The 15,626-nt window shown below is 69.8% G+C and carries 13 protein-coding genes; 10 read left to right on the top strand and 3 right to left on the bottom strand.

The genetic code is table 11. The features are described 5' to 3' along the window. Positions 1 to 24: 24 nt before the first annotated feature. Positions 25 to 201: a hypothetical protein gene (locus tag Ahu01nite_RS42505; protein WP_203842445.1), complete on the bottom strand. Its 177-nt coding sequence runs from the start codon at positions 199 to 201 to the stop codon at positions 25 to 27. Positions 202 to 698: 497 nt separating this feature from the next. Between Ahu01nite_RS42505 and Ahu01nite_RS42500 the strand changes: the two genes are divergently transcribed. From Ahu01nite_RS42500 to Ahu01nite_RS42480, 5 genes are read left to right on the top strand one after another with little or no spacing between them, the layout of a single operon-like run. After that, complete coding sequence (locus tag Ahu01nite_RS42500) at positions 699 to 2,399, top strand: ABC transporter substrate-binding protein (RefSeq protein ID WP_239159588.1); 1,701 nt, start codon at positions 699 to 701, stop codon at positions 2,397 to 2,399. A gap of 2 nt (positions 2,400 to 2,401) precedes the next feature. Further along, positions 2,402 to 3,391, top strand: a complete 990-nt coding sequence (locus tag Ahu01nite_RS42495; RefSeq protein WP_203842444.1) for an ABC transporter permease — start codon at positions 2,402 to 2,404, stop codon at positions 3,389 to 3,391. Positions 3,392 to 3,420: 29 nt separating this feature from the next. Then, positions 3,421 to 4,299 (top strand): ABC transporter permease, encoded by an 879-nt coding sequence (locus tag Ahu01nite_RS42490; RefSeq protein ID WP_239159587.1) that lies wholly within the window; start codon positions 3,421 to 3,423, stop codon positions 4,297 to 4,299. Next, a complete protein-coding gene (locus tag Ahu01nite_RS42485) occupies positions 4,296 to 5,138 on the top strand; it encodes an ABC transporter ATP-binding protein (RefSeq protein ID WP_203842442.1) in 843 nt (280 codons plus the stop codon). Before Ahu01nite_RS42490 ends, Ahu01nite_RS42485 begins: the two co-directional genes overlap by 4 nt. Continuing rightward, entirely contained in the window at positions 5,135 to 5,917 is a 783-nt protein-coding gene (locus Ahu01nite_RS42480) for an ABC transporter ATP-binding protein (RefSeq protein ID WP_203842441.1), read from the top strand. Before Ahu01nite_RS42485 ends, Ahu01nite_RS42480 begins: the two co-directional genes overlap by 4 nt. Before the next feature lie 112 nt (positions 5,918 to 6,029). Here the strand turns inward: Ahu01nite_RS42480 and Ahu01nite_RS51555 are convergent, their stop codons facing one another. Further along, positions 6,030 to 7,190: an ROK family transcriptional regulator gene (locus tag Ahu01nite_RS51555; RefSeq protein ID WP_275411824.1), complete on the bottom strand. Its 1,161-nt coding sequence runs from the start codon at positions 7,188 to 7,190 to the stop codon at positions 6,030 to 6,032. Continuing rightward, a complete protein-coding gene (locus Ahu01nite_RS42470) occupies positions 7,187 to 9,412 on the bottom strand; it encodes an alpha-galactosidase (RefSeq protein ID WP_203842440.1) in 2,226 nt (741 codons plus the stop codon). The genes Ahu01nite_RS51555 and Ahu01nite_RS42470 overlap by 4 nt, the downstream gene beginning before the upstream one ends. Before the next feature lie 92 nt (positions 9,413 to 9,504). Here Ahu01nite_RS42470 and Ahu01nite_RS42465 point away from each other — a divergent pair, with 92 nt between their 5' ends. The 5 genes from Ahu01nite_RS42465 (at position 9,505) to Ahu01nite_RS42445 (ending at position 15,615) form a co-directional block, all read left to right on the top strand. Then, on the top strand, positions 9,505 to 11,940 hold the full coding sequence (locus tag Ahu01nite_RS42465) for a glycoside hydrolase family 2 protein (protein WP_203842439.1): 2,436 nt from the start codon (positions 9,505 to 9,507) through the stop codon (positions 11,938 to 11,940). Beyond that, positions 11,925 to 12,782 carry a LacI family DNA-binding transcriptional regulator gene (locus Ahu01nite_RS42460; protein ID WP_203842438.1) on the top strand — a complete coding sequence of 286 codons (858 nt, stop codon included), beginning with the start codon at positions 11,925 to 11,927 and terminating at the stop codon, positions 12,780 to 12,782. The genes Ahu01nite_RS42465 and Ahu01nite_RS42460 overlap by 16 nt, the downstream gene beginning before the upstream one ends. A gap of 92 nt (positions 12,783 to 12,874) precedes the next feature. Beyond that, entirely contained in the window at positions 12,875 to 13,486 is a 612-nt protein-coding gene (locus Ahu01nite_RS42455; protein ID WP_203842437.1) for a YwqG family protein, read from the top strand. Between the two features lie 28 nt (positions 13,487 to 13,514). Continuing rightward, a complete protein-coding gene (locus tag Ahu01nite_RS42450) occupies positions 13,515 to 14,435 on the top strand; it encodes a cyclase family protein (protein ID WP_239159586.1) in 921 nt (306 codons plus the stop codon). A gap of 142 nt (positions 14,436 to 14,577) precedes the next feature. Then, positions 14,578 to 15,615, top strand: coding sequence for an alcohol dehydrogenase catalytic domain-containing protein (locus Ahu01nite_RS42445; RefSeq protein WP_203842436.1), 1,038 nt, complete (start codon positions 14,578 to 14,580; stop codon positions 15,613 to 15,615). The last annotated feature ends 11 nt before the right edge of the window (positions 15,616 to 15,626 follow it).

Here is a 15,626-nt window from a genome sequence, read left to right as displayed (position 1 = left end):
CCGCGGTCTCCGCCGGTTGCCCGGTCAGGTGATGACGCGGACCTCGATGCCGGTGAAGGAGATGCGGAAGGGGCCTTTCTTGTCGGACGGGTCGGTGACGACGCCGAGAGCGGTGGTCCACCAGCCGGCGCCTGCGCGGGCGGCGAAACCGAGGCCGGCGGCGAGGGCCAGGGCCAGGGCGTCCGGGTCGGCGTCGAGCACCTCGGCGGTGCAGAACGGGGGGACCTGGCGGGCCCGTTGACCTCCGAGCGGAACCGGGCCCGGAACTCGCTGCTGCCGGCGAGCTCCGCGCGCACCACTTTGACCGCCACCGGGCGGCCGTCGCGGGCCCGTGCCTTGTAGACGACGCCCATGCCGCCCGAGCCGAGACGCGAGATCAGCTGGTACGCCCCGATGTGTGCCGGGTCCGAGGGCTGTAACGGGGTGCCACGCTCGCTCATCTCGACTCCCGTGGTCCCGTGTGGATGATCCGCGGCACCCGATCGGCCGCGATGTGCCGCCAGGGGATGGGACCGCTCCCAGCGAGTTTGTTTCGAAATGGGGATCGATGGGTCTCCGGCCGACATCCGCTCTTGACACCACAAACTTAAGCCACTTAATAATGTCCCGGTCGAGGGTGAGCCGCGCGCCGGTCCGATGGGCAGTGCAGGCGATCCGCCCAGTTCGCTCGCTGCCAACGGTGGCGATCTGATCGAGGGATGCAGATGTCCTATTTCGTCACTCGCGCGCGGCGGCGGGCGGGGCTCGCCGTTACGGCGGTCGCTGCCACGCTCATCGCTCTGACCGGCTGTTCCGGCGACAAGACCACCGGTGGTGGCGGCGACAGTGCCATCACCGTCTTCAACGGATCCACGGGGACCATCGTGGAGAACTGGAACCCGTTCTCGCCCACCTACCTGCAGCCGACGACGGGGCTCATCTACGAGGCGCTGTACTACTACAACCTGGCGACCGAAGCCGCGCCGCAACCGATGCTCGGCACCGCGTTCTCCTGGAGCCCGGACGGCAAGCAGCTCTCGATCACCACCCGCGACGGGGTGACGTGGAACGACGGGCAGCCGTTCACGGCCAGGGACGTCGCGTTCACGTTCGACCTGATCCGCCGTACCCCGGCGATCAACGGGACCGGGATGAAGCTGACCTCGGCCGTGGCCAAGGACGACAAGACCGCCGTGCTGACCTTTCCGGATGTCTCCTACACCACGGAAGCCGGCATTCTCGGCGATACCCCGATCATTCCGGAGCACATCTGGAGCAAGATCACCGACCCGTCGAAGACCATCAACCAGAATCCGGTCGGCACCGGGCCGTACAAGCTGAAGACCTTCGGCCCGCAGAGCTATGTGATCGAGAAGAACGCGGCCTACTGGCAGGCCGGCAAGCCGGAGATCCGGTCGGTACGCTACATCGCGCTGGCCACGGCCGATGCCGCGAGCGCCGCCCTGACCGCGGGCCAGGTGGACTGGATGAGTGCCTTCCTGCCGGGCCTGGATCAACTGATCAAGGGCAAGAAGGATCTCGGGTACGTGAACACGCCCGCCCTCACCGCGTCTATCTTCACCTGTGCCGGGGCGGACCTGGGGTGCAGCGGCCCGCAGACCGATCCCGCCGTGCGGCAGGCCATCTACCAGGCGATCAACCGCGACCAGCTGAACAAGCTGGCCGGTGGCGGGTTCGCGGCGACCGCCTCGCCGACGATGCTGCTGCCCGAGCGGGACAAGAAGTGGATCGCCGACGCGGCCAACGTGACCACACCGGCCGGCCCGGACGCCGCGAAGGCGAACCAGATCCTCGATCAGGCGGGCTGGGTCAAGGGCGGTGACGGCATCCGGAGCAAGGCCGGGCAGCGGTTGTCGATGACGATCCAGACCGTCACCGGGTGGAGCGACTTCATCTCGCTCAACGATGCCATGACCCAGCAGCTCAAGGCGGTCGGTATCGAGATCAAGCCGACCCAGCTGTCCTGGAACGAGTGGAACAACAACCAGGTGCAGGGCAAGTTCCAGTTGTCGCTGGACTCGATCGGGCTCGGCGCGTCGTCGAACCCGTACTTCACCTACAGCCCGCACTACTCCAGCGCGACCACGGCCAAGGTCGGCGAGCCCGCGGGTACCAGCGGTAACTACGTGCGGTACCGCAACGCGACGGTCGACAAGGCGCTCACCGCGGCGGCGAGCACCAACGACGAGAACCTGCAGAAGCAGCAGTACGCCGTCATCCAGACCGAGATCGTCCGGGACCTGCCGTACATCCCGATCTACGTCAACTCGATGCTGACCGAGTTCAGCACCGCCCGTGCCACCGGCTGGCCCACCAACGACAACAAGTACGCCCTGCCCGCGTCGTGGCGTAAGTGGGACAACGGCGTCGTGATGGTGAACCTGAAGCCGGTCAAGTAGCCGTGGGGTACTTCCTGCGCAAGCTCGGGTTCTACGTGGTCGCGCTCTGGGCGGCGCTGACGGTCAACTTCGTGATTCCCCGGTTGATGCCGGGCGACCCGGTCGACCTGCTGCTGGCCAAGCTCGGCCAGCGCGGGTCGGTGACCCCGGAGACCCGGCACTCGATCGAGGTGATGCTGGGGACGGACACCCAGCAGTCGTTGTGGTCGCAGTACGCCGGATACCTGCACAACCTGGCCGTCGGCGACCTCGGTGTCTCGGTGACGTTCTTTCCCGCCTCGGTCACCACGATCATCGGGCAGACCCTGCCGTGGACGATCGGGCTGATCGGGCTGGCGACGGTCATCTCGTTCTTCGTCGGCGTCGGGCTCGGCACCCTCGCCGGGTGGAAACGCGGATCGTGGCTGGACAACGTCATCCCGGTCACCACGATGTTCCAGGCGGTGCCGTACTTCTGGCTGGCGTTGATCCTGCTCTTCGCACTGGGCAGTCTGTGGCCGGTGTTCCCGCTCAACGGCGGGTACGACGTCTACAACGTCACCCCCGGGTGGAACGGGGCTTTCCTCGGCTCGGTGCTCTACTACGGCACGCTGCCGGCGCTGACGATCATCCTGTCGTCGTTCGGCGGGTGGATGCTCGGCATGCGCAACATGATGGTGTCCACGCTGTCGGACGACTACATGGTCACCGCGGAGGCCAAGGGGCTGCGGCCCGGCCGGATCATGCGCCGGTACGCCGCCCGCAACGCGGTGCTGCCGTCGATCTCCGGGTTCGCCATCTCCCTCGGCTTCGTGGTGGCCGGGTCGATCGTCACCGAGGCGGTCTTCTCGTACCCGGGGATCGGGTCGGCGCTGCTGCAGGCTGTCGGCGGCAACGACTACGCGCTCATGCAGGGCATCTTCCTCGTGATCACGTTGTCGGTGCTGGGCGCGAACCTGCTGGTCGACGTCCTCTACTCGATCATCGACCCACGCACCCGGGCGCGCGCATGAGCGCCGCGCGCGTGCGAGGGCTGCCGCCGATGACGGCGAAGCTCGCCGCCGGGCTGCTCATCGGCGGGTTCGTCGTGCTGTTCGGGCTGCTCGGGCCGCTGGTGGTGCAGGATCCGTCGCGCGTCGACGACATCGGCCTCACCGGGCCGGGGAGCGGGCACTGGCTCGGCACGACCCAGACCGGGCAGGACGTGCTGGCCCAGCTCGCGTACGCGACCCGCGGCTCGCTCACCGTCGGTGCCATCGTCGGCGTGCTGACGCTGCTGCTGTCGGCGTTCTTCGGGATCGTCGGCGCGTATGCCGGTGGCTGGGTCGACGAGGCGTTCTCGCTGTTCACCAACGTCATGCTGGTGATCCCGGGACTGCCGCTGGTCATCGTGATCTCCAGCTACGTACCCGACAAGAGTCTGTTGCTCGTGTCCCTGGTCCTGTCCCTCACCGGCTGGGCGGGCTCGGCGAGGGTGCTGCGCGGATACACGCTGAGCCTGCGCAACCGCGACTACGTGCTGGCCTCCCGGGTCGCCGGGGAGCGGCGCTGGCGCATCCTCGGGGTGGAGATCCTGCCGAACCTGATCCCGCTGCTGGCCTCGCAGGTCGTCTTCGCCGTCATCTTCGCGATCCTCGGCGAGGCGGGCCTGTCCTACCTGGGTCTCGGCGCGAGCGGGTCGTTCACCTGGGGCACGATGCTCTACTACGCGCAGAACGGGCTCGCGCTGCGGCTCGGGGCGTGGTGGTGGTTCATCCCGCCGGGGTTGCTGCTCGCGCTCTTCGGTGCGGCGCTGTCGCTGGTCAACTTCTCGATCGACGAGATCATCAACCCGAAACTGCGCAACCAGACCCGGGCCGCCCGGCGTGGCTGGCGGATGTCGCGCGCCCAGCTCGAGAAGGCCAAGGAGGCGACGCTGTGAAGCCGCAGCCCGAGGTGCTGACGATCGAGAATTTCAGCATCGACTACCTGGTCGAGCCGGTCGTGCACGCCGTCCGGGACGTGTCGCTGACCCTGCACCGCGGGGAGGTGCTCGGCCTGGCGGGGGAGAGCGGCTGCGGGAAGAGCACCCTGGCGTACGGCATAGTGCGGCTGCTCAAACCGCCGGCGTCCATCGTCTCGGGACGCGCGGTGTTCCACCCTCGCGACGGTGCACCCGTCGACTGGAACGAACTCGGCGCCGAGCAGCTCCGGGCGTACCGATGGGACACGATCTCGATGGTTTTCCAGGGGGCCATGAACTCCCTGAACCCGGTCATCTCGATCCGCGACCAGATCGAGGACATCTTCACGACGCACCGGCCGAAGATGAACAGGAAGGAACGCCGCCGGCGCTGCGGGGACCTGCTCGAACGGGTCGGCGTGGACCGATCGCGGCTGTCGGCGTATCCGCACGAGCTGTCCGGGGGCATGCGGCAGCGGGTGATGATCGCGATGGCGATGGCCCTGGAACCCCAGGTCATGATCATGGATGAGCCGACGACCGCGCTCGACGTGGTGGTGCAGCGCGAGATCCTGCGGGAGCTCACCCGGCTGCGCGACGAGCTCGGCTTCGCGGTCATCTTCATCACCCACGACCTGCCGCTGCTGCTGGAGATCAGCGACCGGATCGCGGTCATGCGCGCCGGCGAGATCGTCGAGCTTGCCGGTGCGTTGCAGCTCTACACCGAGCCGCGTCACGAATACACCAAGAAACTGCTGGCGTCCTTCCCCAGTCTCACCGGGGACCGGGGTTCCTTCGTGCGGGGGACAGTCTCGTGACCACAGTAGAGGCTCGCGGCCTCGGCAAGAGGTACCGCAAGTTCGTGGCCGTCGACGACGTCAGCTTCACCCTGGAACCCGGGCGCACCACGGCCCTCGTCGGGCAGAGCGGCAGCGGCAAGTCGACGATCGCCAAGCTGCTGCTCCAGCTCGAACGGCCCACGTCCGGGCAGATCCTCGTCGACGGCGAGCCCGTTGCGCGGCGGGGGGCTGCGGCTGCGGCCTATCGGCGTACCGTGCAGATGGTCTTTCAGGATCCCTATGCTTCCCTGAATCCCTTTCACAGCGTCGGTCATCATCTGGAACGCCCGGTCCGGTTGCATCATCGCGAGCTGACGGGCCCACAGGTACGCGAACGCGTGCTGCACCTGCTCGAAAGGGTCCGGCTGACCCCCGCAGAGGAGGTCGCACGACGCCGCCCGCACGAGCTCTCCGGCGGTCAGCGGCAACGCGTCGCCATCGCCCGCGCGCTCGCCCCCGAACCGGGAATCCTCATCGCCGACGAGCCGGTGTCCATGTTGGACGTCTCGATCCGGCTCGGCGTGCTGAACCTGCTGGCCGACCTGCAACGCGAGGAGCAGCTCGCCGTCCTCTACATCACCCACGACCTCGCCACCGCGCGGCACTTCTCGGACGACATCCTCGTGATGTACCAGGGCCGCATCGTCGAACGCGGCCCCGCCGACGACGTCATCATCAACCCCCGCCACGAATACACCAAGCTGCTGGCCGAGGCCGCACCCAACCCCGAGCGCCGGATCAAGAACCTGCAACCCTGATGTGTACGCCGTCAGCGGCTGAGCTGTGACCTCTCAGCACCCGGCCGGCGGCGTCCTCCGGCCGGCGGCGCCTTCCGGCCGGCGGCGCCTTCCGGCCGGCGGCGTCTTTCGGTCAGCGGCTCAGGTGTGATTGCAGCACCAGGGCCGCCGCGCCGGTTGCCGAGGCCGTGGCGGCCGCCAGTGAGACGGTCACGGTCACGGATCGCTGCCAGGTAAGGCGATCCGCGACCGCGACCCGGCGCATGATGGCTGGTCCGTACACAAAGGACGCCGCCGCGAAGCCCGGCCCGGTCAGCACGACCAGATCGATGTCGAGCAGGTTGAGCACGGATTCCGCTGCCGCGGCAACGTATCGCGCGGAATCCTCCAGCAGCGCCCGGCAACGCGGTGCGTCGGCGCGCGCTGCCCGGGCCACAGCGGCGAAATCCGCGATGACACTGCGGCGCGGCTCGGCGGGGTCGAGACCCGCCTCGGCCACCGCGACCGGGTCGGCGAGCGCGGCGGCGACCACGGTCCGCGGCCCGGCGAGGGCTTCGAGACAGCCGCGGCTGCCGCACACGCATTCCGGCCCGTCGACCTGGACGCACACGTGGCCGAACTCGCCGGCGTTGCCGCGGCCGCCGCGCATGGCCCGGCCCTCCAGCACGATCCCCGCGCCGATGCCGCTGCCCATGTAGAGCGCCGCGAACCCCTGCTCCGGGCCGACCCGGGCCACCCAGTACTCACCCACGGCCGCCGCCGTCGCGTCGTTCTCCACGAGGACGGGCCAGCCGGTCGCGGCGCTGAGACGCGTACCCAAATCTTGGGCGGTGGCACCCGGCGGTCCCGGCCAGACCACCCCGACCCCCAGGCAGCGCTCGCGTTCCACCCCGGCGCCGGTGAAGAGCAGCTCCACGTCGGCGAGCACCTGGCGGCTCAGGGTTTCCGGGTCCGCGGAGCCGGGCGCCGGGCGGGCCAGGCGGGACAGCACCCCGCCGGTCTGCCCGGTGAGCACGTAGGTCGTGGTGTCCTCGTCGAGGTAGACACCCACGGCGATGCGGGCGGCCGGATCGAGGCGCAGCAGCCGGCGTGGCTTCCCGGCGGTCGGCGCCAGCCCGGACTCCACCACGATGCCCTCGTCGAGCAGCCGCCGGACGGTCATCGACACGGCCGCCTCGGTGAGCCCGGTCATCGTGGCCAGCTCGACCCGGCTCAGCGGCTCGGCGGCCCGGATCGCGTCCAGGACGCGCTCCCGGGCACCCCGGCGGCGTGGTCGCACCGCGGCGTCACTCACGCGGCCACCGTCCCGTCTGTCGCCGTCACCCTGTCTGCCGCTGTCACCCTGTCTGCCGCTGTCACCCTGTCTGTCGCCGTCACCCTGTCTGTCGCCGTCACCCGCACGAGCAGGACGCGATCGGGATAGAGAACCGGCATCCGCAGGCCGGCGGCGCCCAGCATACGACCGGTCAGCGTCACCCCTCGCGGCGTACACCAGGGAAGTGCCGCACCCCACGCCGCGGCGTTCCCGTCCGGGACATCACCGGGAGGCTGCGGCCGCACGTGGTACTCCAGGTCCGGGTCGAGCCCCGGCAGACCCGCGATCCCCGGCGGGTACGAGTCGCTGGTCGCCGACGCGATGATCGCGTAGAGCGCGTCCGACCGGTCCGCCGCCACCACACCTGTCACGGCGTACGCCGGATCGGCCAGATCCGCGTGCACCAGAACCCCGCTGTGCAGCAGACCGCGCACCTCCTTGTACAGCGCCACCCACCCGGCCAGCCGCTCCCGCTCCGCCGGTTCCGCGCGGGTCAGATCCCACTCGATCCCGAAATGACCCCAGATCGCCGATCCCGCCCGCATGTCCAGCGGCAACGCCCGGCGGGTCGTGTGCGAACGCTCGGCGCCCACGTGCGACCCGATCAGTTCCAGCGGTACGAGCAGACTCGTCCACCGCTGGATCGCGAGCCGCTCGTGCGCGTCGATACAGTCCGAGGCCCACACCCGATCCGTACGCGCCAGGATCTCCAGATCCACCCGCCCGCCACCCGACGAGCACGACTCGATCTCGACGTGCGGAAATGCGGCCCGCAGCTCGTCCAGCAGCCGGTAGAGCGCAAGGGTCTGGTCGTGCACCCCGGGCCGCCCGCTGTGCGGATGCCCGGCGTCGACGAGGTCGCGGTTGTGATCCCATTTGAGGTACGCGATGTCGTTGTCCCGCAACAGCGCTGCGAGGTGATCCCGGATGTACTCGTACGCCCCGGGGTTGGCGAGATCGAGCACCTGCTGGGACCGCGCCGGTGGGGGTAGCCGGTCACCCGCCGCCATCATCCAGTCCGGGTGCGCGCGGGCCAGGTCGGAGTCGGGGTTGACCATCTCGGGCTCGACCCACAGCCCGAACTCCATCCCCAGCCCGCGCACCACGTCGATCAGCGGCCGCAACCCGTCCGGCCACACGTCGTGGGAGACCGTCCAGTCCCCGAGCCCGGAGGTGTCGTCGCGGCGGGACCCGAACCAGCCGTCGTCGAGTACGAACCGCTCCGCGCCGACCTCCGCCGCCCGCTGCGCCAGCTCGGTCAGGCGGTCGAGGTCGTGATCGAAGTAGACCGCTTCCCAGGTGTTCACGACCACCGGGCGTGGGGTGCGCGGGTGCTGGGGGCGGGCGCGCAGCATCGTGTGGAAGCGGCCGGAGATGCCGTCGAGGCCGGTGTCGCTGTGGCAGCCGTAGAGCCAGGGCGTGGTGTACGAGTCGCCTTCGGCCAGACCGATCTCGCCGGGAAGCAGCAACTCGCCGCCGCCGAGCGCGGAACGGCCGTGATAGGTGCGCTCGGCGAGGGTGCGGGCGCCGCCGGAGAATGCGGTGTGGATGCCCCAGACCTGGCCGGTGCGGCTGGCGAAACCGGGGGTGCCCGCGCAGAGGAGGTACGCCGAGTCGTAGCCGGTGCGGCCGGTGCGGTTCTCGCGCATGCGCAGGCCGTGGGAGAAGGGTGTGCGCTGGGGGGAGCGTTCCTTGAGGTGGTGGCCGGTGAAGTCGAGCAGTTCCGTCGTGGTCTCGGGGACCGGGAGGAAGAGCAGGAGATCGTCCAGCCAGTAGGTGCCCGGGGTGGTGCTGGTCAGGGTCGCCCGGGTGCGGAGGACGCCGCTGGGGTGCAGCTCGAGCTCCAGCTGAAGGTGCAACGCCGCGGTTTCGTCAGCTGCCTCGACTGATACCCGGCCGCCTTCGGTGCTCAGGTCGGTGACGGTGAAGTGCGGGGACCAGGCGCGGCCGTCGCGGTGGCCGGAGAGGCCCGGGCGGCCCAGCCAGCCCGAGGACTGCTCGGGGATGATGGACACGGGCGGGGCGCCGTCGATCGAGAAGCCGATCGGCTGGGGTGCCGCGGCGAGGGCGAGGCCGGCGAGCTGTTCCGGGGTTGCCGCACCCAGGGCGGCTCCCCAGTGCACGATCTCAGGGAGGCCGGGGCCGCCGCAGTCGAGCAGCACGCTCACCCCGGCCGCAGTCAGGTGGATGAAGCGCGACATGGTGCCCCCTGGCTGGTCGGTGACGGGCGTTGACGAGAAACTTCAGTTGCTTAAGAATGTTATCGGTCCCTTACCGACAGGAGCGATCCGACATGATCCGAACCGACCTGCACGAGGGGTGGACGCTGCGGGCGGACGGGGGGCCGGTGCCCGCCGGGATAACCGGGGTGACCGTGCCGGCTGCGGTGCCGGGGACCGTACACACGGATCTGCTCGCGGCCGGTCTCATCCCTGACCCCTACGACGGGATGAACGAGGCGGAGCTGGTCTGGGCGCACCGCGCCTCGTGGCGTTACGACACGACCGTGACGGCTACGCCCGCGGCGGCGGATGAGCGGATCGATCTGGTTTTTGACGGGTTGGACACCGTGGCGGCCGTCGAGATGGACAACACGCTGCTCGGACGGACAGCGAACATGCACCGGGGGTACCGCTTCGATGTTCGCCGGCTGATCACCGGGGCTGCGGTGCCGTTGACGGTTCGGTTCACGTCGGCGCTGAACTACGCGGAGCAGATGCAGCGGCAGTTGGGGGAGCGGCCCCGGGCGTACGGTCATCCTTTCAACGCCGTGCGGAAGATGGCGTGCAGTTTCGGCTGGGACTGGGGGCCCGACCTGCAGACCGCGGGGATCTGGCGGCCCGTGCGGCTGGAGCGCTGGCGGGTGGCGCGGCTCGCCGAGGTGCGGCCGCTCGCCACGCTGGACGACGACGGGCGTACGGGGCGGCTCGCTGTGCACGTTTCCGTTGAGCGTTCCGGGTTCGGGGCGGCGGGTGAGTTGCTTGTTTCCGTCACTGCCGGCGATCGGCCCGCGGTCACTCTGCGGCTGGCGGCGGACGCTGACGAGGGCGTGGTGGAGGTGGCCGTCCCGGACGCGGAGGTGTGGTGGCCCGCGGGGTACGGCGCTCAGCCCCTGTCCACCGTGACGGTCGAGTTGCACGACGGGGATGGTGGGGCTCTGGACGCGTACTCCAGGAAGGTCGGTTTCCGGTCTGTGCGCCTGGACGAGACGCCGGACGCCGACGGCACCCGGTTCGCGCTGGTGGTCAACGGGCAGCCGGTGTTCGTGAAGGGGCTCAACTGGATTCCCGAGGATCACCTGCTGACCCGCCTGACCCGCGCGGACTACGCGGCGGCCGTCGATCGGGCGGTCGAGGCCAATGCCAACCTGCTGCGGATCTGGGGCGGCGGCATCTACGAGGCCGACGACTTCTACGACGTCTGCGACGAGCGCGGCATCCTGGTCTGGCAGGACTTCCTGCTGGCCTGCGCGGCGTACGCCGAGGAGGAGCCGCTGCGCACGGAGATCCTCGCCGAGGCCCGGGACAACATCGTGCGGCTCAGCTCGCACGCGTCGCTCGCGATCTGGAACGGCGGCAACGAGAACATCTGGGGTCACGAGGACTGGAACTGGAAGAGCCGGCTCGGCGATGCGACGTGGGGTGCGCGCTACTACTACGAGGACTTCCCGGCGCTGCTGGCCGAGCTGGACCCGACCCGGCCGTACCACCCCGGCAGCCCGTCGAGCCCCGGCTTCGACCCGGAAGTGGTGCACCCCAACGACGCCGCGCACGGCACCCGGCACGAGTGGGACGCCTGGAACCGCGAGGACTACACCTGGCACGACCGCAACGTCCCGCGGTTCTGCTCGGAGTTCGGCTGGCAGGCACCACCTACGTGGTCGACGCTGACCGCGGCTCTTTCCGACGAGGATCTGCATCAGGAATCACCTGCGTTCCTGCTGCACCAGAAGGCCGCCGACGGCAACGGGAAACTCAACCGGGGCCTGGCACACCACGCGCGGGTGCCCGGGGACTTCGCCGACTGGCACTGGGCGACCCAGCTCAATCAGGCCCGCGCCACCACGTACGCCGTCCAGCATCTGCGCTCCCACGCCCCCCGCACGATGGGCAGCATCCTGTGGCAGCTCAACGACTGCTGGCCGGTGACCTCGTGGGCGGTCGTCGACGGGTCCGGGCGGCGCAAACCGGCGTGGTATGCGCTGCGCCGCGCGTACGCCCCGCGACTGCTCGGATTTGTGCAGCGGGACGGCGTACCCGTGCTCGCGGTGGTCAATGACACCGACACCCCGTGGCCCGCCTCTGTTCGTTTACGCCACGCGGACTTCGCCGGGGTGGTGCACGCGGATGAGCGGGTTGAGGTGTTGGTGCCGCCGCGATCTGTTCAGGTGGCTTCCGCGGCCCTTTCCGACCTCATCGTCGCCGACGCGGACGGTCTTCGCGCCACCCACCTGTCCGCCGAGGACTTCGCGATCGCCTACGACCCGAACGCGCTGTCCGCCACCGCAGCCGCGGCCGAAGGCGGATACTCGGTCACCGTGACCGCGTCCTCGTTCGCCCACGACATCGCGCTGCTCGCCGACCGGGTCGCCCCCGACGCCGTCGTCGACGACCTGCTCATCGACCTGCTCCCCGGCGAGAGCCACACGTTCACGGTCACCACCACCGCCGACGTGGACCCGAAACGCTTCCTCGACCCGGAGGTGCTCCGCACGTGCCTGACGGCCTGATCGGCCTCGTCCTGACCGGCAACGCCGCCCGCCTCGGCGTCGAGCCGTTCTTCATGGAGCTCATCACGGGCATGGAGGAGGCCCTGGCCCCGTTCTCCACCACGGTCCTGCTCCTCGTCGTCCCGGACCTCGACGCGGAACTGGCGACGTACGAGCGGTGGGCCCAGGACCACACGGTCGAAGCGGTTGTCGTCGTGAACCTCGTACCCTGCGATGTTCGCCCGGGCCGGCTCGCCTCGCTCGGCCTGACCGCCGTCCTGGCCGGCCGCCACGACGACCACGTCTTCCACAAGGTCGTCACCGACGACGCCGGCGCCATGACCGCGGCGATGCAGCTCCTGGCCTCGCTCGGGCACACCACCGTCGGCCGCGTCAGTGGTCCCGCCGACCTGGTGCACACCGCCGAGCGTTCATCGGCCATGCTCCGCGCGGGGAAGGAGCACGGCGTCACGGTACGCATCGTCGAGGCGGACTACAGCGCTTCAGCGGGCATCCGCGGCGCCCGCGAGCTGCTGGCCGCCACCCCCGCACCCACCGCGGTCATCTTCGACAACGACGTCATGGCCGTCGCCGCCCAGCAGGAACTGATCCGCAGCGGCACCCCGGTCCCCGGCGACGTCAGCCTCCTCGCCTGCGACGACTCCCCGCTGTGCGAACTGGCCGTCCCACCACTGTCCGCGCTGAGCATCGACGTCCACGAACACGGCCTGACCTTGGGGCGCGCGGTGCTGGAGGCGCTGCACGGCGCGCCCCCGCGCGACCACCCCGGCCCCCCGATCCGCATCCTCCACCGCTCCAGCACCGCCGCCGCCCCGGCCGCATCTCCCGGAGGACCGGCATGAGCTCCGGCGGCAACGTCCACGAACCGGGCCCCCGCGACCTGTACGCCGTGGTCCTCCACCCCACCGGCTGACACCTTCCGTATCCTGCTCGCGTGGTCACGCTGATGACGTACGCCGGACCGGCCGCCGCGGACGCACCCGGAACCCGCACGGGCGGCGTCCCGCACGTCCCCGCCGATTTCACCTGGCCCCTGTGCGCCGAATGCGACGGGCCCATGCAGTTCGTGGCCCAGGTGAGCCTCGCCGACGCCGGTCTTCTGTCGATCTTCATGTGCCAGAACGACCCCGGCCTGTGCGAAGAATGGGACGCCACCGCCGGAGGCAATCACGCGTACGTGTTCGGCGCCGACGCCGTCCATTTCCCCGTCCCACCTGCCGACGATGGCGTCACCGCACTGGACGAGACCTGCGCGGTCGACTACGAAGAGCTTCCTACCGGGGACTACCTGGATGCTGCGGACGACTGGCACAAGCGAACGGGCCGGCCGAAGCGCGAAGTACTCGGTCAGATCGGCGGCCGGCCCCTGTGGCTCCAGAGCGACGAGACGCCGGTGTGCGACGGCTGTAACCGCCCGATGGCGTTCGTCGTTCAGCTCGAGGAGGGCCACAACCACCGAACCTCAGCCAACTTCGGCGGCGGAGGCTGCGGCTACGCCTTTCACTGCGCCCCCTGCTCGACCGCAGCCTTCCTCTGGCAATGCTGAACCAGACCCACTACCGAGCGGGGATCCGATGACGATGCCGACGCAGGACGACGTGTTCGGGTACTTCGAGACGTTGTCGAACTGGGGGCGGTGGGGTGACGACGATGAGCGCGGCACCCTGAACCACATCACCGACGACGTCCGGGTGGCGGCGGCGCGATCCGTGCGGCACGGCAGGAGTGTGTCCTGTGCGTGGGAGGTCGGCGTGCCGGGGGACATGGAGCGGTCGACGACGACGTGCCCGTGTGCCGCCGACATGCCCGGTGGCGAGAACATGCCGGCGGCCTTCCATGCCGACCGTCGGTGGGGTTTCTCGTCGGAGAAGCTCGCGATCACGTTCCACGGCAACACGATCACCCACCTCGACTCGCCGTGCCACATCTTCTGGGACGGCAGGACGTACAACGGGTGGTCACATTCGCTGGTGGACACGGCAACGGGGTCGTCGTGGGCGGCTGTCACGGCGGCGGCGGACGGGATCGTCACGCGTGGGGTTCTGCTCGACGTGGCGCGGGCTCGCAACGTGCCGGCGCTGGAACCGGGGCAGGGCGTGTTCCCCGAGGATCTGGAGGAGGCCGAGCGCCGCCAGGGTGTGCGAGTGGGGCCCGGCGACGCCGTACTGCTGCGGACCGGCTGTGGCCGTGCCAGGCATCTCGCGCAGGCAGGATGGCACGCGTCCTGTCTCCCCTGGCTCCAGGACCGGCAGGTCGCCCTCATCGCCGCCGACACACCCCAGGACGTCCAACCATCCGGGTACGCCGACATCCTGATGCCCGTCCACACCGTCGGCCTCGTCGCGATGGGCCTGTGGTTGCTCGACAACTGCGACCTGGAAGCATGCGCGACAACGGCCGCCGAGCTCGCCCAGTGGGACTTCCACCTCGCCGTCGCCCCGGTCCGCCTCGCCGGCACCTCCGGCAGCCCGGTCAACCCGATCGCCACGTTCTGACCGCCCGGCAACCCGGTTGCGGCGTTGCCGGGGCCGTGGCACGGTGCGGATCCTGCCGGCTTCGCGCAGGTTAGGGGGTGCTCGTTCTGCCCCTATAAGTGCGACCTGTCCGTCCGGCCGCCGGGCGGCTTGCATGGACCGCATGCGAGCAACCTTTATGTACGGCGCCGGCGATGTCCGCGTCGAGAACGTTCCCGATTCCGTCGTCAAGCTGCCGACCGATGCTCTCGTGCGGGTGACGGCGTCCTGCATCTGCGGGTCCGACCTGTGGCCGTACGCCACCATGCCCCACGGCACGGGGCCGGCGCGGATGGGTCACGAGTTCGTCGGTGTTGTCGAGGACATCGGGTCGCAGGTCAGCACCGTCAAGAAGGGGGATCTGGTCGTTGCGCCCTGGCTGATCTCCGACGGCACGTGCGAGTTCTGCAAGGAGGGTTTGTACGCGTCGTGCGTACACGGGAGCATGTGGGATCTGCAGCCTGACGAAGGCGGTCAGGCCGAGGCGGTCCGGGTTCCGTTCGCCGACGGCACCCTGGTCACGATTCCGGCCACCGCCGACCCGGCTCTGGTGCCGTCGCTGCTCACTCTCTCCGACGTGTTCGGGACAGGGCATCACGCCGCGGTTTCCGGCGGCGTCACGGCCGGTAGCACCGTCGCCGTGATCGGGGACGGGGCGGTGGGGCTGCTGGCCGTACTGTCGGCGAAGCGGCTCGGGGCTGAGCGGATCATTCTGATGGGGCGGCACAAGGCGCGTACCGATCTGGGGCGGGAGTTCGGGGCGACCGACGTCGTCGCCGATCGCGGGGCGGAAGGCATCGAGGCCGTGCGGGCTCTGACGGGCGGTCACGGCACGCCGATCGTTCTCGAAGCTGTGGGTACGCGCACCGCGTACGACCAGGCCGTCGGCATTGTCCGCGGTGGCGGCACCATCAGCCGCGTCGGCGTTCCGCAGTACGAGGAGGCACCCGTCGGCATCGGCAGCCTGTTCTTCCGCGGCGTCCGGCTGACGGGCGGCGCCGCGCCGACCCGCGCGTACATCAACGAGCTGTTGCCCGAGGTTCTTGACGGCAGCCTGCAGCCCGGCAAGGTCTTCGACGTCACCACGAACCTGGCGGGCGTCCCGGCCGGCTACCGCGACATGGCCGACCGCAAAAGCCTCAAAGTGCTCGTTAACTCCTGATTCAGACGCCG

This window comes from Winogradskya humida (assembly GCF_016862215.1).
GTDB classification, from domain to species: domain Bacteria; phylum Actinomycetota; class Actinomycetes; order Mycobacteriales; family Micromonosporaceae; genus Actinoplanes; species Actinoplanes humidus.
Note: the sequence above shows the minus strand (reverse complement) of the source record. Positions and strands in the feature narration are given on the sequence as shown.